21 protein-coding genes and 1 pseudogene are annotated in these 24730 nt (G+C 49.4%); 13 read left to right on the top strand and 9 right to left on the bottom strand.

Features of this window, described 5'->3' with window-relative positions; genetic code table 11:
* Positions 1 to 18: 18 nt before the first annotated feature.
* The 4 genes from glmS (at position 19) to HBUT_RS05040 (ending at position 4073) form a co-directional block, all read left to right on the top strand.
* Complete coding sequence (gene glmS / locus HBUT_RS05055; protein WP_011822131.1) at positions 19 to 1860, top strand: glutamine--fructose-6-phosphate transaminase (isomerizing); 1842 nt, start codon at positions 19 to 21, stop codon at positions 1858 to 1860.
* Between the two features lie 19 nt (positions 1861 to 1879).
* Positions 1880 to 3019 carry an NTP transferase domain-containing protein gene (locus HBUT_RS05050; RefSeq protein WP_011822130.1) on the top strand — a complete coding sequence of 380 codons (1140 nt, stop codon included), beginning with the start codon at positions 1880 to 1882 and terminating at the stop codon, positions 3017 to 3019.
* A 166-nt stretch (positions 3020 to 3185) separates the two neighbouring features.
* On the top strand, positions 3186 to 3866 hold the full coding sequence (locus tag HBUT_RS05045; RefSeq protein WP_011822129.1) for an ASCH domain-containing protein: 681 nt from the start codon (positions 3186 to 3188) through the stop codon (positions 3864 to 3866).
* Positions 3867 to 3872: 6 nt separating this feature from the next.
* Positions 3873 to 4073: a hypothetical protein gene (locus tag HBUT_RS05040; protein WP_048061479.1), complete on the top strand. Its 201-nt coding sequence runs from the start codon at positions 3873 to 3875 to the stop codon at positions 4071 to 4073.
* Positions 4074 to 4275: 202 nt separating this feature from the next.
* Here the strand turns inward: HBUT_RS05040 and deoC are convergent, their stop codons facing one another.
* From deoC to HBUT_RS05025, 3 genes are all read right to left on the bottom strand, one after another.
* On the bottom strand, positions 4276 to 4989 hold the full coding sequence (deoC, locus tag HBUT_RS05035; RefSeq protein WP_011822128.1) for a deoxyribose-phosphate aldolase: 714 nt from the start codon (positions 4987 to 4989) through the stop codon (positions 4276 to 4278).
* Between the two features lie 66 nt (positions 4990 to 5055).
* Entirely contained in the window at positions 5056 to 6219 is a 1164-nt protein-coding gene (locus HBUT_RS05030) for a DNA topoisomerase IV subunit A (protein WP_011822127.1), read from the bottom strand.
* Between the two features lie 14 nt (positions 6220 to 6233).
* Positions 6234 to 7841: a DNA topoisomerase VI subunit B gene (locus tag HBUT_RS05025; protein WP_011822126.1), complete on the bottom strand. Its 1608-nt coding sequence runs from the start codon at positions 7839 to 7841 to the stop codon at positions 6234 to 6236.
* A gap of 163 nt (positions 7842 to 8004) precedes the next feature.
* On the opposite strand from HBUT_RS05025, the gene HBUT_RS05020 reads away from it, so the two are divergent.
* The 3 genes from HBUT_RS05020 to HBUT_RS05010 all read left to right on the top strand — a co-directional run bounded on the left by HBUT_RS05020 (position 8005) and on the right by HBUT_RS05010 (position 11482).
* Entirely contained in the window at positions 8005 to 8406 is a 402-nt protein-coding gene (locus HBUT_RS05020; RefSeq protein WP_011822125.1) for a hypothetical protein, read from the top strand.
* Between the two features lie 130 nt (positions 8407 to 8536).
* Positions 8537 to 10060, top strand: coding sequence for a type II/IV secretion system ATPase subunit (locus tag HBUT_RS05015; protein WP_052287757.1), 1524 nt, complete (start codon positions 8537 to 8539; stop codon positions 10058 to 10060).
* 51 nt (positions 10061 to 10111) lie between these two features.
* On the top strand, positions 10112 to 11482 hold the full coding sequence (locus HBUT_RS05010) for a hypothetical protein (protein ID WP_011822123.1): 1371 nt from the start codon (positions 10112 to 10114) through the stop codon (positions 11480 to 11482).
* Between the two features lie 15 nt (positions 11483 to 11497).
* On the opposite strand, the pseudogene mtnA reads toward HBUT_RS05010, so the two are convergent.
* Positions 11498 to 12606: pseudogene (mtnA, locus tag HBUT_RS05005) on the bottom strand (S-methyl-5-thioribose-1-phosphate isomerase).
* A gap of 91 nt (positions 12607 to 12697) precedes the next feature.
* Here mtnA and HBUT_RS05000 point away from each other — a divergent pair.
* The 3 genes from HBUT_RS05000 to HBUT_RS04990 all read left to right on the top strand — a co-directional run bounded on the left by HBUT_RS05000 (position 12698) and on the right by HBUT_RS04990 (position 17200).
* Complete coding sequence (locus HBUT_RS05000; RefSeq protein WP_011822121.1) at positions 12698 to 13246, top strand: hypothetical protein; 549 nt, start codon at positions 12698 to 12700, stop codon at positions 13244 to 13246.
* The gene (hisS, locus tag HBUT_RS04995; RefSeq protein WP_011822120.1) at positions 13206 to 14498 is read left to right on the top strand and encodes a histidine--tRNA ligase; all 1293 of its coding nucleotides are present in this window, start codon (positions 13206 to 13208) and stop codon (positions 14496 to 14498) included. The genes HBUT_RS05000 and hisS overlap by 41 nt, the downstream gene beginning before the upstream one ends.
* 95 nt (positions 14499 to 14593) lie before the next feature.
* Complete coding sequence (locus tag HBUT_RS04990; protein ID WP_011822119.1) at positions 14594 to 17200, top strand: tRNA(Met) cytidine acetyltransferase TmcA; 2607 nt, start codon at positions 14594 to 14596, stop codon at positions 17198 to 17200.
* 7 nt (positions 17201 to 17207) lie between these two features.
* Here HBUT_RS04990 and HBUT_RS04985 read toward each other — a convergent pair whose 3' ends face one another.
* Positions 17208 to 18167: a GHMP family kinase ATP-binding protein gene (locus HBUT_RS04985; protein WP_083756336.1), complete on the bottom strand. Its 960-nt coding sequence runs from the start codon at positions 18165 to 18167 to the stop codon at positions 17208 to 17210.
* A 32-nt stretch (positions 18168 to 18199) separates the two neighbouring features.
* Entirely contained in the window at positions 18200 to 18994 is a 795-nt protein-coding gene (locus HBUT_RS04980) for a 6-hydroxymethylpterin diphosphokinase MptE-like protein (RefSeq protein WP_011822117.1), read from the bottom strand.
* Between the two features lie 7 nt (positions 18995 to 19001).
* Between HBUT_RS04980 and HBUT_RS04975 the strand changes: the two genes are divergently transcribed.
* On the top strand, positions 19002 to 19574 hold the full coding sequence (locus HBUT_RS04975; RefSeq protein ID WP_011822116.1) for a PNPOx family protein: 573 nt from the start codon (positions 19002 to 19004) through the stop codon (positions 19572 to 19574).
* Between the two features lie 123 nt (positions 19575 to 19697).
* On the opposite strand, the gene HBUT_RS04970 is transcribed toward HBUT_RS04975, so the two are convergent.
* Both HBUT_RS04970 and HBUT_RS04965 read right to left on the bottom strand, forming a co-directional pair.
* Positions 19698 to 20864 carry an LUD domain-containing protein gene (locus HBUT_RS04970; protein ID WP_048061793.1) on the bottom strand — a complete coding sequence of 389 codons (1167 nt, stop codon included), beginning with the start codon at positions 20862 to 20864 and terminating at the stop codon, positions 19698 to 19700.
* Positions 20865 to 20904: 40 nt separating this feature from the next.
* Entirely contained in the window at positions 20905 to 21882 is a 978-nt protein-coding gene (locus tag HBUT_RS04965) for a (Fe-S)-binding protein (protein ID WP_011822114.1), read from the bottom strand.
* 193 nt (positions 21883 to 22075) lie between these two features.
* Between HBUT_RS04965 and HBUT_RS04960 the strand changes: the two genes are divergently transcribed.
* Positions 22076 to 23197, top strand: a complete 1122-nt coding sequence (locus tag HBUT_RS04960) for a tryptophan--tRNA ligase (protein ID WP_011822113.1) — start codon at positions 22076 to 22078, stop codon at positions 23195 to 23197.
* 24 nt (positions 23198 to 23221) lie between these two features.
* Entirely contained in the window at positions 23222 to 24001 is a 780-nt protein-coding gene (gene tpiA / locus HBUT_RS04955; protein WP_011822112.1) for a triose-phosphate isomerase, read from the top strand.
* On the opposite strand, the gene HBUT_RS04950 is transcribed toward tpiA, so the two are convergent.
* The gene (locus HBUT_RS04950; protein ID WP_011822111.1) at positions 23998 to 24726 is read right to left on the bottom strand and encodes a PHP-associated domain-containing protein; all 729 of its coding nucleotides are present in this window, start codon (positions 24724 to 24726) and stop codon (positions 23998 to 24000) included. The two genes, tpiA and HBUT_RS04950, sit on opposite strands and share 4 nt — an antisense overlap.
* Positions 24727 to 24730: the final 4 nt, after the last annotated feature.

Genomic DNA, 24730 nt, shown 5'->3' with positions numbered 1-24730 from the left:
CTGGAGGGGCTATGGACCGTGTGTGGAATCGTTGGTATCACAGCTGACGGAGAGATTGTTGGAAGCATAACCAGGATGCTTGTTGATGGTCTAAAGAGGCTAGAGTATAGGGGCTACGATAGCGCCGGCTTTGCACTTATAGAGTGTGGGACGGCTAGAATACTTGTCTTCAAGGATAAAGGCAGAATCAGCCACGTGGTCGAAAAGTATGGTATTGAAGCCTACTGCTCCCATACAGGTATAGCGCATACACGCTGGGCAACCCATGGCGAGCCTAGCCAGCGAAATGCGCATCCACACATAGACTGTAGGAGTGAAATAGCAGTCGTACACAATGGAATTATTAAGAACTTTGCAGAGCTGCGCGAGTTGCTCGCTTCAAAGGGCCACATGTTCAGAAGCGATACCGATACCGAGGTTATCGCCCACCTATTCGAGGAGTATGTCTCGAAAGGACTTGACGGACTAGAAGCCCTACGCAAGATAGTTCAGGTACTCGAAGGAGCATATGCTATAGCCATCATAAACGCACGTGAACCTTTAAGGATATACTTTGCGCGAAGAGTCAGCCCCCTCATTATAGGGCTTGGCGAAGGCTTCAACATGGTGTCTAGCGACATACCCTCCATACTACCATATACACGCCGAGTAATAGTACTCGAGGACGGAGAGTACGGGTTCATAGAACCCTACAAGGTGTACATCGAGAAGGACGGGAAACCAATCAACTGGAGGACACGAGTGATACGGGTTGAGTGGAGTATTGAGGATGCAGAGAAGGGCGGCTATCCCCACTACATGTTAAAGGAGATTATGGAGCAACCTAGGGTTCTCTACGAGACATACACAGGACTTCTCTCCTCAAAAGAGCTGGCTGAGGCTGCAAAGCTGATAGCATCGGCTAGAAAAGTGTTTATCACAGGTGCAGGAACAAGTTATCATGCAGGCCTAGTTTTTGCCTACTACATAGCAAGGTATGCTAAGAGAGTAGCTACGCCGTTTATAGCGAGTGAATACACCGTTTACTCCGATGTAGCAGATGAGGATTCCGTGCTTATAGCTGTTAGTCAGAGCGGCGAAACCATAGATACCCTGCAAGCTCTGAGAGCCTTCAAGTCTAAAGGCGCAAAAATCATAGCCGTATCCAATGTTCTCGGAAGCACTATACCACGAGAGTCACATACAACAATCTATACTAGGGCAGGCCCCGAGATAGGTGTCGCAGCAACGAAAACCTTCCTCACGCAAGTCCTGGCACTAACATCGCTTGCACTAACACTCGCAACCGAGGAGGGTACTATTACAACTACGGAGTATAAGAAAGCTATTGAAGAACTAGCCCTGGCTGGCAGGGCTGCTGCAAGAAGTATAGATGCAAGCCTACGCATACTGGATAAACTCGTCCTGGTACTAAAGAATAAGGGCAACATGTACATCCTAAGTCGTGGCATCGGTGTACCCCTAGCTTATGAAGCTGCTCTAAAAGTCAAGGAGGTAAGCTACATACATGCAGAAGCCTATCCAGCCGGAGAGAGCAAGCACGGCCCAATAGCACTTGTCGAGAGGGACTTCCCAGTCATATTCCTCGGTGTGCCACCCGAGGATGTGTTACTTGAAAAGCTGCAAGGCAACGTTATGGAGATGAAAGCAAGAGGTGCCCACACAATCGTTATTGGCACAACACCCTATGGTAAGCTAGAAGGCGTAGACGTCTTCATAGATGTTGGCAGCTACGATGAACTCCTCATACCCTATGCTATAATACCGCCAGCACAGCTGCTAGCCTACAAGTTGGCTGTAGCCCTAAACCGTGACCCCGATAAGCCGCGTAACCTCGCAAAGACTGTTACAGTCGAGTAACTGTGTGGTGGCGTGAACCTTGAAGGCGATCATACTTGCAGGTGGCCCCCCAAAGAAGCTACGCTACGTGGTGACTAGTACTAGGTCTAGAGCGCTCCTACGCTTCCCGGGAGGCGTACTCCTTGAGTTCCATTTACGCGCAGCAAGAAGGTATTTTGATACTATAGTAGTGGTCTCTGACGACCCAAACGTGTACAAGTACTGTAGCATGAAGGGATGTAACTTTGTCCCCCAGAGATCGCCGGGCATAGAGGGAGCTATATGTGATGGCTTATCCGGACTTAGTGTTCATGGAGAGGACCTTGTAACGCTAATCTACTCCGACATATACTTTGGCGAAGGGTTTATCGACACCCACATGAATGCCCTTCTGAGGAGCTATGAGCCCTTGATAACCGTTACTAAACCCGTAATAATGCGTGAAACCTTTCTACGCATAGATGCCGACCCGATAAGCCAGCAGGTAAATGCCATCGGACAAGGGGGCCTCATATTTGCTGGGCTAGCCTCCCTTCCTGCCAAGGAGCTTCACGAACTAGTGTGTCGTGGCGGAAAACCACTTCCCGACGTACTCCGCCACCTTGCACATACCGGTAGACTTAATGCGAATCACTGGATTGGAGAGTGGGTGGATATAGATACACCATGGGACTATCTTCTTGCAACAAGGCTAGCTCTAGCCAGACACAAGGGGATCTATATACATGATGAGGCCATTGTGAAGGAGACTAGCGTTCTAGAACCACCAGTTTACATTGATACAAAAGCCTTCATAGATCACTATGCAGTCATCAAGGGACCTGTCTATATCGGTGTAGGTGCCCGCATAGGGGCACACAGCTTCGTCCGGAACTATACTGCAATATATTCAAACGCGCTTGTTGGCGCATACACAGAGGTTAAACGTAGTATAGTATACGACTCTGCAAGTATCTCCTCGCACTGTTATGTAGCTGACAGTATTATCGGCGAGGAGGCTAGTCTAGCACCCTATACAATAACCCTAAACACACCTATAGAGATGGTTAGCAATGAGATAATACTAACAACGTCTTATCCGCTCGAGAGGGTTAAGGTTGGTGCCGTAATCGCTGCAAGAGCAGAGACTAAGCCGCACCAGGTTCTGAATCCCGCAGAGATCTACGAAGGCAGTGAATAGCGGGGCTCAGCGCTTTGGCCCCTCCACATACGCATCTTATTTTCGGCTGCCCGGCTCTAGCATATAAGCCGGGGGCAGGATCCTTCATAGCCCCCAGCATAATCTACAGCTTGCTGAGGGTTTAAAGGAGGTTTACCCCCTCTTAATGCTATAGGGTCTAATCGATATGATTAAGGAGCAGAGAGCTGCTAGCGAGAGGAGTGATAAGACGAAGTTCCTGGGCAGACACCTCATGGTTAAGGGCGAATACGTAGACGATATACTATCGGGACGTAAACGTGCAACAATAAGGCTTGGCAAGGTTAAGGTAAAGTACAACGAGCTAATAGTGCATGGTGGCGGCCGCCCGGTAGCCAAGGTTCGCGTAACAAATGTCATCTACAAACGTGTAAAGGAGCTTACCGATGAGGACGCTAGAAAGGATGGCTTTAGAAACCTAGGGGAACTCATTAACGCTCTTAGGAAGGTATACGGCGAAGTTAAACCCGATGACTATGTAACAATTATAGAGTTTGAGGTTGTACAAGATCTAACGTCTCTCGAGCCGCAAGACCCGTACCTAGGCCTTGAGCCAGCTGATATAGCCCGGCTCGCCCTTAGATATCTTGGTGATATGCTTAGCGACGATGAGAAAAAGATACTAAAAGACTTAACCTCGACGAATAGTATTCGTGCAACAGCCGTAAGGCTCTTCGGCAGCATTGAACGTAGGTGGCGTGTACGTAAAGTGCTTCGGAGAGCCCTCTCAGAGCTTGTACGACAAGGGCTACTATCGTCAAGCTCTTCGGAATCCAACAAGCAGCAAAAATACACTACTAGGGGAAGGCACGGGAGGAAGAGGAGGTGAGTATGCATGACTAAATGGTTACTACGTTGCACAAGGTGCGGAAGGACATGGGTTCTTGAGGTTAGCTTTGATCTGACTAAGCTGTCGAATGGACGGCTATACCACTACTGCCCCTACTGCAAACAGAACACATTTCACGAGGTAATGAAACGTGTTGAGGAAGATGAGGAAGTTAGGACTGCGGAGCTTATGGAGGAAAAGGGTTAGCACCCTCTAGGCTAGCAGGGTATATGCGAGACAGCTGTTTTGAGTCTCCATGGGCCGTGATGAGTATAGGGGTTCCGAAGGGTGCGGAGACCTGTCTCAGCTGAGCCCTCAGCTCTATAAGTAAGCCATCAGCAAGGAGAATGGTCTTCATCGCCAAGAGGCTCATGAGACCGTCGTTTCATCACAATGTATGGTGCTGATTCTAGATTCTGCAGAGTTCCTTGTACGTCTCGATTACTTGTCTAGGAGTGCTTGTGCCTATAACATCTGCTCCTGCAAGGAGCATCGCTGCCGCTTGTAACCCTTCGCGTATACCGCCTGCTGCTTTGATGCCTATTTCGTCTCGCTTACCTATTCTACGGAGCGTTTGGTCTATGAGGTAAACATCCTCCACATATGTTGGTCTTGGCCCGTAGCCTGTACTAGTCTTTATGTAGTCAGGATGCGGATCCATCATTGCTATTTTCTCGACGATCTCTACCAGCAGGTTTCTGGGCAATGCTGGAGCCTCAATTATTACCTTGCATTTTACACCAGAGTCTCTACATATTGTTATTGCTGCTCGGATCTCGTTGAGATATTCCTCTGTCCTGCCTGCTAGTAGGAGTTGCGTATTAGCTACATAGTCTATTTCCTGGGCACCTAGTGCTATACTGTCTTCCAATTCCTTGATCTTAGCCTCTATTGTTGAGTAGCCGAATGGAAATCCTACTACCACGCCTAGACACTTGTTCGTCTTCTCTCGCGCTAGGCGTAGGTGTGTTGGGCTTATTATTAGGCATCTGAGGTTTAGCTCTTCTAGCTCCCTGATGGCTTTTTCTAGCTCGCTCACAGAACTCCATGGCTTTAGTACTGCATGGTCTATTCTTGAGGCTATTTCGCTGACTCCAAACCTGCAGAAGAAGGACTCGGACATGTTTCCTGCCTCACCATGTTTCTACATTGCTGTTACCTGGAATTATCGATTCTCGTGGTTACGTAGTTATTCTATCCAGTCTCCAGTTTCGATCTTCTCTGGTAAGTACTTGTCTGCTAGGAATCGTAGACCCTTGCTTGTCATAGCCTCTATCTCTAGCTTCGCCTTCTTCTCTAGGAAGATATCTATCTCTATCTGCCATTTCTTTGTCTGGAACCACTTGTAGTTCTTTAGCTCGTAGGCACGCTTTATGTCTGCTTCCTTCGCCTTGATTATGAAGTTTCTTCTCTCCTGTTCTGTTAGGTATGGCTTCTTGCTCTTGTAGCCAAAGATGTCTGTCATGCTTACGCCTATGAAGCGGGCGTTGGGCGTAGCTAGTCTCTCGCTCTCGTAGCTTAGGGTTATGGAGCCTATTTTGAAGACACTGTAGATATACCATCCATAGGGATCCGCGTCTGTTAGTATGTAGACTGGTAAGCCTAACTCTTCGTTTAATCTTCGCACGAATCTTCTCGTTGCACGGTCTGGCTGGCCAGCACTTGTTATTAGTATTGCACGATGCTTCTTCCAGAATCCTATTCTGTGAAGTTGCTGAAATACTGCGTCTTTCTCTACGACTAGCACATACTCGGCATCAACGTCTATGAACTCTATTAAGTCAGGTGTTGGCTCTATAGCGTAGGCGCCGTGACCCATCTTGCTTAAATCGATAATGTCGCCTCCACTTCTTATCCTCATGTTGCCTACTACTTTGCCCTTCTCCTTACTCAGTATTAGCATTTCTTCGCGGAGGAGCCCGGTGAATACCTCTATGTCACGTATAACTGCATCTGATTCACGCTGCTCATCCCAAGTGTTCTCTTCGTGTCTTCTCCCGCCAGGCTCACGATACACTATGGTGTGCTTGCCGCGATAGTAAAGGTCACGGATAGTTGGGTATTCATTACGTTCAAGTGCTTCATATATTATTCTTGCCATTAGAAGTGTCTGCATAAACTTCTTTGACTCGTGAAGGTCGAAGAAACTACGCTTAAGCTTCTCAGGGCCCAGGAGTAGTAGTTTACGCTTCTCATCGTATATTGTGTTTGATAGTGTCCTCTTTGGAAGCATTATTGTGGGGTTTTCACCCCTCATTACCTGCTCTAGTATCTCCTTAAACTTCTCCCTGAACACCGCTAGTGCTTTCTTCCTAGCCTCAATATCGACTACGTCTACATACTCCTCAGCCACGCCCTACCCCCTCTTTATTCTTCAATATCTACCTCTAGACCCTCTACTAGTTTTGCAAACTTGTCATCCTCTATGCGCAGCCTCCTCTTCATGGCTGATAGTAGCATCTCCCTTACTGTGTGCTCGCTCACATTGTAGTCCTTTAGTATTACTGCTAGGCTCTTAGCTATCTCGGGCGTATACTTCATGAATGTTATGATTCTGCGTTTTGCCTCTTCTTCCTTGCGCTTTTGTAGCAGATATCCTCTGAGCCTTCTCGCAGCTTCTCTTAGCGCATTGCGGAGTTCTTGCTCTATCTCTGGTACATCTGCTACACTCTCCTTGCCAACGCTCTTGTAGGGGACTTTAGTGCTTGCTATATGTGTTAGTACTGCCACAGGGGCGGGAAATGTTACTAGATAGTTCCTCCAGTCAAAATTGTGTGGATCAACAACCTTCCATGCTACATCAGACTTCTCGTCGTATAGGAGTGGTATCTTGTTAGCATACCGCAGCAGTATGGGCTCATTGGTTGGAGGTATTTCTCCGCCATAGGCTATCCCTACCTCTACTATGAATGGATGACCCTCGTACGCCCTAGGCCTCCTCGTGACCGCCGCAACAAACTCTGGCTTTAGTATGGAGCGTAGTCCCGCCTCGATTATTTCGGGCCCGAACGGAGATAGGGCATCTGCGCTTGGTGCTCTAAACTTCTGGTATTCCCGGAGCTTTCTGGCTAGTAGTTCTAGCTGTCTGTCATCAAGGCTATGAGGATCAAGATTCTTAGCTATACCTGCCCATTCGAGAAACGCCTCAGCAGTTTTTCTTCCTACGCCCCGGAATGCCTCGGCGAGGAATTCTACCATAGTTTTTGCTTGAGACCCGCTTATAAGCTGCTTTAGCAACTCTATGTCGACGCCATGTGGATGAGGCTTTACCTCTTTAGGTTGTTTCGGCAGCTTAGATATACTCCTCTTGTAGATAACCACATTGCCATTGGGGTCTATGAACACTATGTTAGCGTATGGTGCTGCTATAGCTGTACGCTTAATGTATTCGTAGACTCGGTGCTTTGAGTGCCACCAGTCCCCCTCAATTACTAGGCTTACCCTTGTGCCGTGCCAGCCCTTCGGGTTCGGGTATTCGGCTTTGGTGAGTACTATTGGCCTATTATGCTCAATGTCTATCTTTAGCTTGAAGTAGTAGATCTTTCTAGAGCCTATTGGAGCTGTATAGACTTCGACGGGTCTGCCAGTCCTTATCTGCCCGTATAGTATAGCCATTTTTGCGCCGAGGCCGAAACGGCCCCTAGCCTGGCGTAGCTTATACTTCGAGCTATAGAGTACTTGGCCAAACGCATATGGGACATACTGGGGCTGTATACCTATACCATTATCCTCAACCGTTATACGATAGTAGTTGGAATTTTCATTGACACGTTCAATGACAATTGTTATGTCTGGCAGTATTCCATGAACGTCTGTTGCATCGAGTGCGTTCTCTACTAGCTCGCGTACTGTCTGGTAGAGTGCACGTGCAGGGCTGCCAAATCCAGCTACCTCCTTGTATTCATAGAAGAACTGCGAAGGTGTCATGCTACGGAAGCTTTCCTGTACAGCTGCCCGCTGCCTTTTCGGCGGCACTTTAACCCCTCAATCCTCGTTAGGCTAAGCTTCCCTTATAGGATTTCAAGAATAAGCCGCCGAAACAGCTTCGCTGAATAAATGCCTTTCCACTAACTAATGTAGAATGTTACCACTCCGTATAGCATAGCTATGGAGACAAGCGTTCGGGTGGGTGAGAGTCGTGAGAGCAGTCTCTCCAATAGTCTCGGCCGTGATACTCTTGATGGCCAGCATAGCAGCTGGCCTCATAGTGTATCAGTACTTCCTAAACACAGTAAACACTATGGCCGACAAACCGGTGGCATACTCGATAGCAGAGTACGTCCCCGAAACCGCCACAATATATGTAACGGTAGATAATGCAGGGACGACACCGATCACCGTGCAAGCATCAAAGGTTAGCTGCATGAACGGCTACACATTCACACACAACCTGACAACACCCATAACTGTGCAAGGCGGCGAGAAAAAGCTCATAGAGATACCTGTTGACCAGAATCTGTGCGACTGGCCCGTAGTACTGGTACTAATGTACCAAGCCGGCGGCAAGCTATACACAACAGAGCCCATAGAGGTAAGCTAGCGCCCGAAATTACACGTTACCACATCTTGATAATTTTTTTCACTCATTGCCGTAACCGCCATGCTGTGCTCGTAACGACTGCAAGATAGATGACTACTCGCTAATGGGGACCATTGGAGGCATTACAGCCTTGAGGAGGATTAGCAGAGAAACTGCAACCAGTATTGACCCCATTCTAGCTGATATGATAAAGCCTGTGATCTGTGATGCAAGGTTTGAGAAGATTATTAATGAATACGACGTGCACGGAGCTGTAAGAGTTGTTATAGGAATTAAGTCGGGGAATGTTGAATACTGCGTTTCAGAGCCACCACTCACCATTGAGCCAGATACATCTTTTCCATCGACCCTCAAGACTATTGTTGCGTTATTGGAGGCTATAATAGCTGAAGGCCTTGACGGTCTACCTACAAGCTTTGATGAGTTAAAGGAGCTTACCGAAAAATACGGTATAAACTATGAAGAAGTTAGAGCTAACTACATCGCAATGAGCTACTATGTGCGTAAAGGTCTTAGCGGCTATGGTCCACTATACCCTCTCATACTCGATAGTAATATAGAGGAGATAGCTGTTAATGCACCGGATAAACCCGTAGCAATAGTTCATCGGGATCTACCTATAGGTTGGATTAACACAAATATTAGACTCAGCAGCAGTGTTCTCGACAGCCTCGTTATCCAGCTAGCACGTCTTGCTGAACGCGATGTAAGCTTCGCACATCCATACCTTGAAGCACTAATTCCAGGAGGTCACCGTGTAGCTGCAACCTTCTCAAGAGAGATTAGTAGGCATGGCTCCTCAATAGTTATCCGCAAGCATAGGGAGGAGCCTATTCCTCTACCACACCTTGTTAGGACACGATTCCTCTCGCCACTCGCTGCTGCCTACTTGTGGTACTTACTGCTTCACAAACCAGCAATATTGGTCATAGGGCCAACGGCTTCAGGTAAGACAACATTGTTGCAAGCATTATTGCTTCTAATACCGCCATACTATCGCGTTGTAACTATTGAAGATACACCTGAACTTAACCTTGCACACCATCCCCACTGGGATAGTCTAGTAACACGCTATGCCTACAGCAGCCTTGAAGGCGAAGACATAGACATGTATAAATTGTCAAAGTTTGCACTTAGAAGACGCCCCGACTACTTCGTTATAGGAGAGATACGTGGCGAAGAAGCTAGAGTGTTCATTCACGCAGCAGGAAGCGGCCATGCTGCACTTTCTACCTTTCACGCCGATACTGTTGAGTCTGCCATTTATAGGCTCAGAGCTAGACCTATAAGCATTGATGACGGATTCCTGCAGCTCTTGTGGAACATAGTTGTTGTCCATAGGGTTAGACTCCCAAGCGGTGTTGAAGCAAGACGAGTAGTAGAGATAGTCGAGATAAAGCCAGCTGCCTCGGGAATAGAAATAGAGAAACTCTTCACGTGGAATAGCAGCAGTGATACACACAGCCCAGAGAGCCTTGACGAACTCCTAGCAAGGAGCTACAGGTTAAAGCTCATAGCTAAGACAAGAGGATTAAGCCTAGATAGCTTAGCTGCTGAGCTTGAAGAGCTTGTAAAGCTCATAGAAAGTTGCTACACGTGCAGCTTTTCAGAGTTTCTTACAACATATACAAGTACTATAGTTCGAAGATGCTAGCCACAATTTACACTATCAAAAACATTCATGACGCTAGCCAGAGGTGGTTGCATGACACTGCTGGAGCAAAAATTGAGAATAGACGCTGATAGAGCCACGGCCGAACTACCACTCTTTCTACTTTACGCACTAGCCCATAGCGGTGGCCACATAGCACCCCACGAAGCCCTAGCAGAGCTTAGCAATGATAAACAATTATCCAGTATCATGAAGGAATTTACGAAAATTTCAAAGTTTTACGTCGCGCTATATAAGAAGTATACGAATTCGCTACTTGCATTAGAAAAGCTGGCCGAAGCAGTAAATATTGACGTGATAAGACGCACAATACGTTCATATACCACTGGATATCTAGTTAGCGGTAAGCCTCTTGAAGTACTACTAGGCGTTGTTAATAGTGTTATAGCTAACTTCGAGGAGGTTATTAGGCGTAAGCTCTCAGCTCTAACAACAGCAATAGAGGCTATATCAACGCTTACAGCATTCGTCCTACTAACTGTTATACTTGCCTCTATATTTGCAGAAAACATTGCAGCAATATACTTAGCAGCACTACTGGTAATAGCTGCCTCTGCCGCCATAGCTATATCGGCTCGCATACGCGTACTAGACACATACCTCCAGCTGAATGTTAAGCCATACCTTGGTGTTGCAGCAGAGACGCTAGCTTTGACAGCACTATCACTGCTAGTAGTGAAAGATATATCTTCCACTACATTCTCTATACTTGTGCCAGTACTTGCAACCGGCTCACTTGCAATTAAGCTATACTATATACTCTACGCTAAAAACTACATTAACAGCCTTAAGAGGCTAGCCTATCTCGCAAGAATCCTTGTCGAAATAGTGTCAGTAAAGGGCGTTACGCGTGATGTAGTTGTAGCCATAATTAAGCGTGAGGGACGAGACGCCAGCAGCCAGATAATATACGCCCTTAGAACTGGGAGGCCTATCCCGCTGAGAGCAAGCGATGCAAACAAGCTCGCATACCTTGTATCAAAGACCGTGTCATCAGCTCTCAGGGCTGGAGGTCAAGCAGTTAAATCACTCCACATAGCATCTGCGATACTAGAACTGGTCTCTACAACAGTTTCACGAATATACACATATACAATGGCCTACTCTACCACCCTCGCCGGCGTAATAGCTGCAATGCAGCTCGCCATCGTGCTCGTAGCAAATATGCTTTCCGATACAACACTATCAACAACGATCACCTCAGCTACTGCATCCCCACTACCATTTACACAACCTCTACAACACGCAGTCATAGATGTACATGCCGCTGTGATTCTGATAACAGTCATAGGTATAGCTATAAGCTATGCACTAACCTATGCCAGCTGGCGCATACCATTCTACAACCATGTACCACCAATAATTCTACTGTCGGCCTACATTATACTGCAAGTATATGGATGAAAAGAAACATATGCCCTAGGACCTATTGAAGACCCTCTTTATGTTTTCGCGATAGGGTGGCGTCACTATACCCTTCTCAGTAACTATAGCAGTAACAAGCTCTGGGGGTGTAATATCGAAGGCAGGATTATACACTGGTACATCGGGCACTGTTATTGCTAGCTTGCCTAGAACCGTCCTAACCTCGTTAGGGCTACGCTCCTCGATAGGTATGTTGTCGCCCTCAATGCTGAGGTCAAATGTGAAGTAGGTGCAGCAACATAGAATGGCACACCATGCCTATTAGCTAATACTGCTATCATGTATGTGCCAATCTTGTTGGCTACGTAGCCGTCAGCTGTGATGCGGTCAGCACCAACAATAACCTTGTCCACAAGACCCTTGTACATGACGTAGCCGACCATGTTATCTGTTATGAGCCTAACCTCAATACCCTCCTTTAAGAGCTCCCATACTGTAAGCCGGGCACCTTGCAGTAAGGGTCTAGTCTCGGTAGCAATTACCCTTATCCTCTTACCCTCCTCAACAGCTGCTCTCATAATGCCCTCTGCAGTGCCATACCCCGACGTTGCCAGTGCACCTGCGTTGCAGTGTGTTAGTATCGTATCGCCATCATCTATTAGCTTAGCCCCGATACGGCCGAGCTCTATATTCGCCCTAACATCCTCAAGGTGTATAGTCCTTGCCTCCTCTATAACACGCCTAACAACTGCATCAACTCCATGCTGTTCCGCGTTACGTGCAGCCTTCATCACCCTTTCTAGGGCCCAGAAGAGGTTGTAGGCGGTGGGCCTTGTGGAGGCTAGAACCTTCCTAGCCTCTTCTAGTTGTGCAAGTAGCTCGTTGACATCACGCGCCTTGGAGTAGTAGGCTGCCAGTGCCAGACCGTAGGCAGCTGCAACACCTATAGCTGGAGCGCCACGTATCTCCATATCCTTGATGGCCTTTGCAACCCTCTTATAGTCCCTTGTCTCCCGGTAAACCTCCTCCCACGGAAGGAGACGTGTATCCAACCACCTTAGCTTGGGCCCCTCCTTATCTTCAACCCATTCAAGAGGCTTGATCTTAAGCTTAGCAAGAATATCCTCCACTGCATAGCCACCAGTTCCTAGCAAGCCAAGCATAGAACATCTTAAACCTCACTAGCTAGAACACGGTAAACTACAGGGGGTACAGCTACATGGGGGGAAAACCAACGAGACCATAGTGCTTAGGTTGCACAGAGGAGAGAAAAAGATCGCTATAGTAGTGGAGGAGGGCGTAGAACTACTGCAGCGATACTTACCCAAGCGAGCCACTCCCAGCGAAGTCGAGCCTGTTGAAGCACTATACCTGCTCTATACCGAAGCTGCACGGTTATACGATGAGCAGGGTCGCATGCTAAATTTCGAGCAGCTTATGCGCATGCTAACAATACTCAACCCTTACGCATGGGTAGAGTTTGAAGTATATCTTGACCTTCGAAGGAGGGGGCGAATACCTGTACCCGGCCCTCGAAGCCACACATTCCTCCTAAGGAGGAGCAAGAGAGACACGAAATATACGCATTACATCCTCGTACTAGAAGAGAATAGGCCTGTAAGCCTATCACTCATAAACTCGTTTGTAGAAGAAGCACTTAAAAACAACTGGGAACCAATCCTAGCCATAGTCGATAGATACGGCGACATAACGTACTATAGTGTGACGCTTTTCCACCCACAACCAGCGAGGACGATGCAGCATGCCGGCGAGAATACCTCTCGAACCACTCAGGGGATTTAGAGACATACTAGAACCAGACTCTAAAGCACTAACACTACTTGCGCAAAAATTTGCAAAACTAGCAGAACTCCACGGCTACGAGGAAGTCATTCCACCAACACTGGAGAGGTTCGAACTCTTTGCCCTCAAATCCGGCGAGGAGATAAGAAGAACAATGTATGTTTTCCGGGACAAAGCTGGCCGCGAAGTAGCGTTGAGACCCGAAGCAACAGCTAGTATAGCGAGAATATACCTTAAACACCTACGAGCAAGACCAAAACCAATCAAGCTCTACTACATAGTTAACTGTTTCCGATACGAAGAGCCGCAGAGGGCAAGATACCGTGAATTCTGGCAGGCTGGAGTCGAATACCTTGGCGCTGAGGGCGTGGAGGGTGACTTCGACCCAATAAAGCTCCTAGTAGCGTTCTACAACAGCATCGGCATGCTGGATGACATAAGTCTGAAATTAGGTACAACCAAGCTTTACAGGATACTATTCGGGAAGTACGGTGTTGATGAGGAGTTACAAGACCACATACTACACCTAATGGATAAGAAAATGTATAATGAAGCACTAGCCCTTGTCGAAGAGAAGGTTGGCCGAGACCTTGCAAGCTTACTGGAAGAGCTATGGAGGAATCCCGCAGACCTCGAAAACGCTAGGGAGGCAGTTGGAGACCCAGAGGCTGCTAGAGCTGTAGAAGAGCTACAAACCATAGCAAGCCTAATAAAAACCTACAACACCCGCATTGAAGTCCGAGTGAACCTATCGTTTGCGCGAGGCCTAGCTTACTATACCGGCATCATATACGAGGTAGAGACAAAAGCTATTCCCGTAAGTATAGCTGGCGGAGGGAGATATGATAATCTCATAGAGCTTTATGGGGGCGAGCACGTACCCGGGACAGGTTTCGCTATAGGCCTAGACCGTACATTAGCAGCACTCAAGGAGCTAAGCAAGCTGGATAAGCTGCTAGCAAAACCTGTCAGGGCAGCCATAGTGGCTCTGAGTACTGAGGTTCTTCCCTACGCAGCAGAGATCCAGGATGAACTTGTAAGAATGAATATCGCCTCTACAATGCTCGTCGAGCAAAAACTCCATAAGGCGCTGGCATGGATAGCAAGACAAGGTTATAGGTACGCCGTGATAATCGGCAAGAAGGAGCAGGAGGAGCAAACGCTAACCATTAGAGACCTTGAAAAACATTTGCAGAAGACAATAGAGTATTCAATGCTAAAGGAACTGGAAGCCCTCGATAACATATTCTAGCCCTCCCAGGGTAGGAACAGTGTAATAGTATACAGCATTAGTGGGGAAGCGTCAGGTACTTCACAGGACAGCCTATAGCGAGGCGGGGAGCGGTATTGGAGAGCCTGCCAGCAGAGTACAGCGAGCTGGGGAAGAAGGATATCGAAAACCTAGCTAAGAACGTTGCGGAGGAACTCAAAAAGTACGTACCTTCATCGTTTAACAAGCTGCTGAGAAAGCTGAGCAAGGCCATAGAACGCGCCATAGTATCAAGGCATAGGAGGCTCTTGGTCGTAACCGGTACGGATCCCGTCGAGGTAGCAGCTACAGTAGCTCGCGCCCTACTCTTCTATGAGCGTGTCTACCGGCGATTAAAGGGTAAGGAGCCTCTACCCCTACTATACGTGTTCCACGATGAGTTCAAGGACGCGAAGATAAGAAAAGAGGTAGTCAAGCGGACTTTGAAGGCACAAGCCGACATGATAGAGTATACGATAGCAAGGTATGAGGAAAGCGATAGATACCTAGGTACAACATTCAAGCTACTAGTAATGGATCTCGTTAACGACCTAAAACCAAACGATGTAGGTAGGCTTGTGGGCATAGTGGAGGGTGGAGGCCTAATAGTATTCATGGTACCTCCATGGAGCAAGTGGGACAAATGGATAACGATATTCAAACAAAACCTTGTAGTGCCAGGCTACAATGAACCACGCCACGTCTTCATTAGCTGGTTTAAGAGGAAACTTTTAGACCACAAGGGCATATTTATATTTGACACTGACGATGGTGAAATAATAAAAGCTGACGACTACCCGTTAAGGAGGAGGACCGAGCAGAAGATAGAGATACCGGAGAAGACGGAGTTCCCCAGAGAGCTATACGAGCTTGCACTGACACAGGACCAGGTGAATGTCATAAAGGTTCTCGAATCCCTTCTAGAGAAGCCTAAGAAGAAGCGTAGAGCTATAATAATAACATCGGATAGGGGACGTGGCAAGTCTGGAGCCGTAGGCATAGCATCAATAGGCCTCGCTGCTAGGCTGCGGAAGGAACTTGGCCGTGTACGTATAGTTGTCACAGCACCAAACCTTAGCAATGTACAGTCATTCTTTACACTAGCGCTCAAAGCAGCGGAAAAGCTAGAGCTTAAGACACACATCGTAAGACGGGGCGACAATATCCTCGAGATACACGGTAAAGGGTTTAGCATAGAGTATTGGGAGCCAATACATGTACCAAGGCTGAAGGCCGATATAGTGATAGTTGACGAGGCAGCTGGCATGCATATTCCACTCCTACACAAGATATGGCGGAGCCACCGGAAGCTAGTCTTCGCAACAACTATACACGGCTACGAGGGCGCTGGGAGAGGATTCTCAGTAAGGTTTCTACCGGCACTCAAAAACGATCCCAATACGGAGCTTATAGAGGTTGAAATGCACGAGCCCATAAGGTATGCCGAGGATGATCCGATAGAGAGGTGGCTCTTTGACGCCCTACTACTTGACGCCGAGCCAGCAGAGCTAGATGAAGAGGATCTAAAGGCTATAGAAGCCAAACAGTTTGAATACGTAAAGTTTGAGCCAAGGGAACTCTTCAGTCCCGAGGGCGAGAAGACACTACGCCAACTCTTCGGCATTTACGTCTTGGCCCACTACCGGAATGAACCGGATGACCTAGCAATACTAGCTGACGCTCCTCACCACATCATACGCGGTGTAAGACTACCCTCTGGAAAGATAGTATGTGCCCTGCAGATAGCCCAGGAGGGAGGCCTAGACGACGAGATGGTTGAAGAGTTACTACGTGGAGGCAAGACACCAGGCAACATCATACCTGATAGGACACTAAAACACCTAAGAGTAAGAGAGTTTGGCCATGCACGGGGTTGGCGCATAGTAAGAATTGCAACGCATCCCGAGGTGCAAGGTAGAGGTATAGGCTCATTTGCTCTCGAAAAGGTGTACGAGGAGGCTAAGGAGCTAGGGCTTGACTGGGTTGGAAGCGGGTTTGGCGTTAACGAGCAGCTACTAAAGTTCTGGGTGAAGAATGGTTTCTACCCTGTCCACATGTCGCCTGACCGTAACCCAGTTAGCGGCGAATACACAATACTAGTGATAAAGCCGATAACAGAGACCATGACTAGGCTCGTAGACATTGCTAACAGAGAGTTTAAGAGGAAACTACTAGAGAGCCTACACGATCCCTACCGCGACCTAGAGCCAGAGGTGGCTATGCTCATATTGAAGACTGGAAACCCGATATTCGACAACTACTACCCCGCTCTCACACCGATACAGGTAGACCGCTTATGGATATATGCCTATGGCCCGATGACATATGAGGCGGTAGCCGACGTCCTTCACGAACTCATAAGGGCATACTGGATAATGTACCCTAAGACTAAGGGACTCTCGCTAAGCAAGAAAGAGGAGTACATAGCTATATCTAAGGTGCTCCAGGGTAGGAGCTGGGACTCCGTGGCTGAGGGGCTTCATACACGACCCCACAGCGTAATGGTTGCTCTCAAAGAGCTTGCTCGGAAGATACTAAAGCACTACTATGGCAAGGACTCGGAATCCCCCGTAGGCATCCCAGCGGAGAGCATAATATCAACTTACGAAGCACAAGAATTTTTCGTGAAGCCGCGTCAGCTACAGCACAAGAGTAGAAGTGAGGAGCAGTCAAGCATAGACGATGCAAACGAGAGAGAAGCATGAGGCAAAACTAGTTCGCCTCAACTACTGCTCCCCTATTCCTCGGCCTCAGAAGGAGCACGCGCTCCTCTCCATATCGTTCAACGAGTCCTGCATAAGCCTTCAACGCCTTCTCCTCAGAGGGGAAAAACCCGTAGACTAGCGGGCCCCAACTACTCTGTCCGACACCTCTTCCGCCAAGAGAGTGTATGAGCCTCGCAGCCTCCTCTGACTCGCTGCAGCAGTAGAGCCCTCCTTGTACCCCGGAGAAGTATTCGCCTGTAAGTCTCTGGATCATCTCAACACCATTAGTGAAAAGGTCGAAGTCCTTCTCGGCAATACCCGGAGCTATTAGGCGCAGCAACGCCTCCATGGCCCTAGAACATAGCTCCTTACTGCCCTCCGGGAGCTCAACCATCGCGTCCTCCTTTGGGCCCTCGGCAACCCTCCATTCCGTCTCCGGTATGACCGCAACTATACGCCACTCGCTGGGAAACTCTGCCCTAAACACTGGCCTTGCAAGCCTACTACCAATCCTAACACCTGCATCGACTATGAAGCCACCGTAGAGGAACGTGCCAACACCTATGCCGGAGTAAGGCCCCCTAGCAGCAACTTCAACGGACTCTCGGATACTCTTGCCAGCTAGGAGCCCCACAGCAGCATATATTGCGAGTGTTAGCTGGGTTGTAGAGCCGAGGCCCACGTGCTCCGGTATACAAGTCTCAACCTTAACAGAGACTGGGCCTGGAAGAGCGTTAAGATCATTCACGGCCTTTTCTAGGATCTCTCTAACCCTATGGCTCTGGCAGCCTGTAACACCATCCCTGCCAGCTCTCGCCTTGACTGTGTAGCCAACCCCGTCTACGGCAAGGCCCATACCACCAAGTATCCTGCCGTGAGATCTGCATAGCCCGTAGAAGCCGAGGTGAATCCTAGCACCTGTGGAGATTCTTACATGGGATGGACGCTCAGCCGAGAACCGAGTCATCACTCCTACACCTTCAGCATAATATTCCCTCATCAGTGCCACACGAGCCTAATATTGTTCCTCTCTGCATACACCCGAAAAGCCTTGAACACCGCCTCTGCAATTACAAGTTTACGCGCCTTCTCACCCCAAGCTGGCACGCTCCGGTTTAGCCAGGGCTTTGACCACCAGCCAACCCTCTCACGGACATTCATTCCATAGACATGTATACTTTCCACGCCGCATAAGAGGGCTAAACCAAGCGCACGTTCGCCATCCGTAAACCCAGGCACGAGACTAGTATACGGTGTTGGCTCACACTGCACTGTCCCATGAACCGCCGGGAGCCTTGGAACCATGTAGCGCAGCGCAGCGATGTTATCACCGTGCCCATGGACTACCACGATAGCAGTCCTTGCCGCCTCAAGTGTAGCTTGCCACGAACCATCCAAGTCGCCTATGACTATGTCCGGCTTGATACCGTAACCTAAGAGTAGACTTGTAGACCCGTCAACAGCCACTATACACTCACAAGTTGACCCTAGACTGTGCACCCACTTCTCAAGGCTTTCCGAGCCGCCGGTTACGCATATGGTGCTGCAACTCGCTAAGAGCCTGCACACCTCACGTAGCTCAACATATCTCGCCTCGGTGGCAGCCTCGTGGAGCAATGTTGAGAGCAGCTTTGCGGCATAACAGTCCCCATCACGACTATACCCCATTACGCGTCTAATATCCTCGTACAGCTCTAGCCACAAGCTCGGGGAGACTATGTTCGAGCTTCTACGCTCTATCCTCGATACAAGCTCGTTCAACGAGTCGGTCTCTGTCCTCTCCTCGGGGCACAAGATCCTCGTGACACCCCTTGGCATATACATTAGTGACGATAGGCTTGCAGCGAGACTCTACCCTGGCACACAGCTCCGAGAAGAAGGGGAGACCTTCTACGAGGCATGCATAAGCTTTCCAGTAACACCCCACCCATTCTACGAGGCCATACTAGGCCCTCCACCCCCGCTACAGCCATCGAAGAGTCTCCACGTGCCCTGCATAGCGTATCCAGGCATACACGTTGAAGCCGTTGTGACTGCAAGGCATAGGGTTGAGCCTGGCTTCCTCATAGTATACTTCGACCCCGTACATGTGAGAATTGACGGAGAAGCAGTACACGCTTATAGTAGGAGCTACGGATGCAGCATAGAGCTACTAATAGCACTCACGAGGCTCCGTTACTGGGCCCGCACAAGACCCCCTAGCTGTCACACCGTGAGGAAGCTACTACATGTAGCCCTAGACGCCTATAATTGTATAGTACATGCAACATGGAGTAGTAAGCTACACTCCCACGCAGCGAAGGCCCTACGGGAAGCCGTAGTTAGAGCCTACGAGACCGGCTGCATAGCTCCATCAGAAGTCGAGGAGCCGTAGAACCTAAACCCCCACTTATGGATAGTTTGTAATTGGCGGGGCTCGCCGCCGCAACACCCCAGTATGCTGGGGATGGATGAGCGGCGGACCCTCACGGCTGGGGGTCGGGGGCAAACACCACTTCTAGCCCTTATCCAAGCTGCTAGCATATTGTCTCTTCAGCCACCGGATTATCGAGGATAACGGTACACGCACCGGGCACACCTCGTCACACCTGCCACAGCTTAGGCAGAGCATGCTTAGCTCAGCCGCCTCCTTTACGCCGAGGGTTATAGCTGTCCAACCAATGCCCATGGGGCCGCCGTACGCTGGGCCTCCCCACACGTTAGCTGTTTGTTGCCAGACTGGGCACTCCCACTGACACCTACCACAGCGAATACACTTGAGCTGCTCGCTGAGCACCTCATGTCTAGCTGCTCTAACTCTACCATTATCTACGAGTACCACATGGACCTCGCGGGGACCATGGGCACCATAGACTCTCTTCCTCTCAATATCTGATGTTGAGCTTGGACCACTTATGACATTTATGTATGTTGGTGGGTACAAGCCAGCCCAAGCTGCTTGTACGATGGCTGCTGCTAGGGCGTGCTGTAGTGTGGGAACTATCTTTTCAACACCCATAATAGCTATGTGCACCGGTGGCAATCCAGTGACTAGCCTAATATTGCCCTCGTTCTCAACTAGCACTATTGAACCTGAATCAGCTGCTAACGCATTGCCTCCGCTTATCCCAACATCTGCACGTACAAACTTGTCCCGGAGGATGTCCCGAACAGCTGATACTATCTCCTCTGGTGTGGGATTCTCGGATAGCCTGATTCCAAGCTTCTTCGATAGAAGCTTTGCAGCCTCAAAACGGGACATATGTATTGCCGGTGCAGTAGTATGCATTGGCTTCCCGCCGCTGAGTTGTATGAGCAGCTCACCCATATCAGTCTCCCAAACCTCGTTGCCGGCCTCCTCCAGCGCTTCCCTCAGCTTTAGCTCCTCGGCAACCATACTCTTCGAAAATATTACAAGCTTACGACTCCCAACAATGCGGAGTACCGTTTCCCTCGCCTCCTCAGCTGTGTGAACCAGGTAGGCCCTAGCATGTACGCGTTCAAGGGATTTCATAGCCATGTCTATGTAGTAGTCTATCTTTGATATCACCTCCTTCTTAGCTTTCTCAACCATCCTCGCAAGCTGTTCCAGCTCAGGATGTTCAGCTAGAATCTTCAGAAATCTCCCCTCAGCATTTCTAACACCAGTCCTCAAGCCACGCTGAAACGTCTCGTCGTCTAGCACACTGTATATCTCGCGGAGAGCCTCCTGCAGGGTAATCCTCTCAACCGGCACGGCTCACCAGCCTCTCAGCAAGCAATATGGATATATCCTCTACACGCGTATTGTCCGGAGCTACGCGGCTCAGATTCGCATAGCATATCGGGCAGAGTGTGACAATAATAGTCGAGTAGCTTGAGAGCTCTTCCACCCTATTCTCGGCAATCCTCTTTGAAAGCCTTGGCGCTACAGCCTCTATGGGTCCGCCACAGCAATAGGTGAGTCTGCCACTCCTCCTAGGCTCTACTACGCGGTACCCTGCAGCCTCTAGTAGGCGGCGTGGCGGCTCAAGTATGTCTTCGAACCTGGCATAGAGGCAGGGATCGTGTATCACTACCTCTGGACCGCTGGCGTTCTGGAACTCTAGCTTGGCAAGGTTCTCGTAGAGTAGTTCGAGGTATGACTTGACCTCTATCGAGTAGCCCCCAACGTATCTGGGGTATACGTTGCGAAGCATATGCGTGGTGTGGGGATCTACCGTAACGATCTTCTGTACACCCACCTCCCGCAGTCTCTCATACAGCTTTAAGGCGTGCTGCTGGAAGCTTTTGTCAAGCCCAAGGTCGTAGAGTAATGCACCGCTATACCCGTCAAGCTCTGGCCTATAGTAGAAGTCTACACCAGCTGCCTCTAGTAGCACGACAATACTCTGAAGAACCTTTGTCGAAAACTCTTCCATCCTCTTATCGGGTTTAGCAACAAACTTGGCAAGCTCGCTTATCTTTGCAACTCTCTTAGCAAGCTTGAGCGCTAGTCCTCCAATAACGCCTTTCTCCAACTTCTCAAGCTGTCCCACAAGAGCCTCGATGTATGGTAGGAGCTGATATAGCCCGCCAGTAAATAGCAAATACTCGCCATCGCGGGGAATGCTTAGACCGTGAGTCCATTTTGACAGCACATCCTCCGGCACAGGCAGTGGCAGCCCGCGGACTCTCATATTATCCCTTATAAGCTCGAGGATCACCCTAGTATCGAGAACCAAGTAACCAGGCACCTCGACAGGAGTGTGGACTCCTAGATGCATAAAAACCTTTGAATAAACCCTGGAGGAGTTACATCATCGTTAATCCAGGCTCTTAGCCGGAAAGGGTTTAAAGTAGACCTCTTAGAGGCTCTACTTGAACCGCCATCTAGTAGCCCAGCCTAAGGGATGGGGGCTCGGGTGAGGGCTTATTGTGGAGGGCTATAGGTTAGATCCATGGGCTTCGGCTATAAGGCTTGAGTACGAGAAGCTCTTCCGCTATTTTGGCATAAAGCCGTTCCAGCCTCTTCTACCAGAAGTAGAGAAGGCATTTGGTAAGCCTCATAGATTGATGAGGCGCGGTATCATATTCGGCCACCGCGATTACGAGAAGATACTTGAGGCTTACCGGTCTGGCGAGCGTATAGCTCTAGTGACCGGGTTTATGCCAAGCGGCAAGTTCCATTTCGGCCACAAGATGGTTGCCGACCAGATAATATACTATCAGAAGCTTGGCTTCGAAATATTCGTCGTTATAGCCGACGCTGAGGCCTATGCTGTGAGGAGGCTTGACAGGAGAAAAATCATAGAGATAGGATTGTACGAGTATGTTGCTAACCTGATAGCTCTCGGGCTCGAGAAGAACAAACACACCCACATTTACTTCCAGACAAACTATGAGACCCCCTACTACCGGCTCATACAGATGTTCTCGCGGAGGGTTACACTGGAGGAGATGAGCGCAATCTATGGCGATCTAGAGCCCAGCAAGATAATGGCAGCACTAACACAAGCAGCCGACATTCTACATCCACAGCTAGACTACTTCGGTGGCTTCAAGTACGTCGTGGTGCCTGTGGGAGCTGATCAAGATCCCCACATAAGGTTAACTAGGGATATAGCTGCTAGGTTCGAGAACGAGCTAGGCCTTAGGAGGCCTGCATCGACGTACCACCGATTCCAGACTGGGCTTGACGGCAATAAGATGAGTAGCTCTAGGCCGGAGTACACTATATTCCTCACAGATCCTGTGGACATTGCTGTAAGGAAGCTTAAGCGGGCACTCACGGGAGGCCGTGCCACGGTAGAGGAGCAGCGTCGCCTGGGCGGCGAGCCAGAGAAATGCACAGTGTACGAGTTCTACCTCTACCATCTCATAGAGGATGACACACAGCTAAGGAAGATCTACGAAGACTGCCGAGGCAGCCGGCTCCTATGCGGCCCCGATAAGGAGTATGCTGCTGAACTCCTAGCAAAGTTCCTCGAGGAGCATCAGCGCCGCCTCGAAAGGGCTAGGGATCGAGTCCTAGAGTATGTCGAGCCTCCAAAGTTCTAAGCGCATGAAGGAGGTGGCAATGTTTTGGGCACTGTACTGCTATCTGGGCTTTTTGCCCGCTACACGGTGAAGAGAGAGAAGGGGGATGCAATGACTAGTCGCCGCACGCCCATACTCGCGATAAACTTTAAGGCATACCCTACGGCATTTGGTGAGAAAGGCTTAGCCATAGCTCTTGCAGCAGACCATGTAGCCGCCGAGTATGGAGGCAGCCTTGAGGTTATTGTGGCTGTTCCAGCAACCGAGATAGTACGGGTAAGCGATGCTGTAGAGCACGTAAAGGTGTATAGCCAACATGCTGACGCGGTGGAGCCCGGGCCTCACACGGGATTTCTCCCACTAGAGGCTCTAAGAGAAGCTGGTGCCCGCGGAACAATCATAAACCATAGCGAGCACCGTGTCGGGCTAAACGATATAGACTTCGTGATTAGAAGAGCGACAAGCTTAGGCATGGAGGTACTTGTATGCGCTGATACTCCTACAGCCGCAGCTGCTGCGGCGGCATTGTCGCCTACGATGATTGCTATCGAGCCACCAGAGCTTATTGGCACCGGCATACCCGTTTCTAGAGCCAAACCTGAAATTGTGAGAGAAACTGTTAGGCTGATAAGGATGATTAACCCAGAGGCAGTAGTGTTGACAGGTGCAGGCATAACAGTTGGAGAGGATGCTGTGGCAGCGATAAGGCTTGGGACGCAGGGTGTACTTGTAGCCTCTGCGGTCATGAAGGCCTCGGATCCCGAGGCAAAGATCCGGGAGCTGGCTGAGGCGCTGGCTAGGGCCGCCGAGAAGGAGCTAGGTTAGCTCTCCTCATACCTTATACCTCCCTCTTCAAGGTAATTTAATCTGCTAGGCCCTCTATTACGTCGCATTATGCGCCGCTTGATGCTCCAAGCAGCCTGGCTAAAGACGGCCGATATACTCGGCCTACCCGCGACGGGCGTGACTCTCCCAACACGTATAGCCTCTAATACCTCCTCAGCGCTAGGCTCCCTAACCTCGATGATATTGTATGCTGATCCTATCGCTGCTGCCACGTGAGCATCACTGTTGGCTAAGCCTGGAAGCTTCAAGACGCGGGCAGCTTCGACTGCACGTCGGTTTGATAGGGGGTCACTATAGGCGTTGAAGACCTCTATAGCATCCCACCTGCCGCGGTAGACTAGTTCGCTAATCCCCTTCCTGCGTATGTCGAAGGGGTGTGCTGGTACTACAAGGCAGCCCTCCTCCCGGGCGACATCAACTAGCTCGAACGGGTTGCGGGGTATACGCTCCAGTGGGTTCTCACTACAGTAGACTAGTATGTCACCAGCCTCCGTCCGTATCTCAGCGCCGATAACCACTACGAGTTCAACCCCTAGCTCTCTCACCACCTTCCTAGCCTTTAAAGAGCCAAGAAAACTGTCATGATCGGTGATCGCTATCACGCCCAGCTCCTTGTCGATTGCAGTTAGCACTATCTCCTCTGGCGACTCTCTCCCATCACTCACACTGCTATGCGTATGCAGGTCCCCACGAAGCCTGAGCAAGCCA

This window comes from Hyperthermus butylicus DSM 5456, assembly GCF_000015145.1.
Taxonomy (GTDB): domain Archaea; phylum Thermoproteota; class Thermoprotei_A; order Sulfolobales; family Pyrodictiaceae; genus Hyperthermus; species Hyperthermus butylicus.
This window is presented reverse-complemented; position numbering and strand designations above follow the sequence as displayed.

Excerpts from the sequence above, each read along its gene's own strand:
- HBUT_RS05045 (WP_011822129.1), top strand. The coding sequence starts at position 3,186 with ATGATTAAGGAGCAGAGAGCTGCTAGCGAGAGGAGTGATAAGACGAAG.
- HBUT_RS05040 (WP_048061479.1), top strand. The coding sequence starts at position 3,873 with ATGACTAAATGGTTACTACGTTGCACAAGGTGCGGAAGGACATGGGTT.
- deoC (WP_011822128.1), bottom strand. The coding sequence starts at position 4,989 with ATGTCCGAGTCCTTCTTCTGCAGGTTTGGAGTCAGCGAAATAGCCTCA.
- HBUT_RS05010 (WP_011822123.1), top strand. The coding sequence starts at position 10,112 with ATGACACTGCTGGAGCAAAAATTGAGAATAGACGCTGATAGAGCCACG.
- hisS (WP_011822120.1), top strand. The coding sequence starts at position 13,206 with ATGCCGGCGAGAATACCTCTCGAACCACTCAGGGGATTTAGAGACATA.
- HBUT_RS04985 (WP_083756336.1), bottom strand. The coding sequence starts at position 18,167 with ATGACTCGGTTCTCGGCTGAGCGTCCATCCCATGTAAGAATCTCCACA.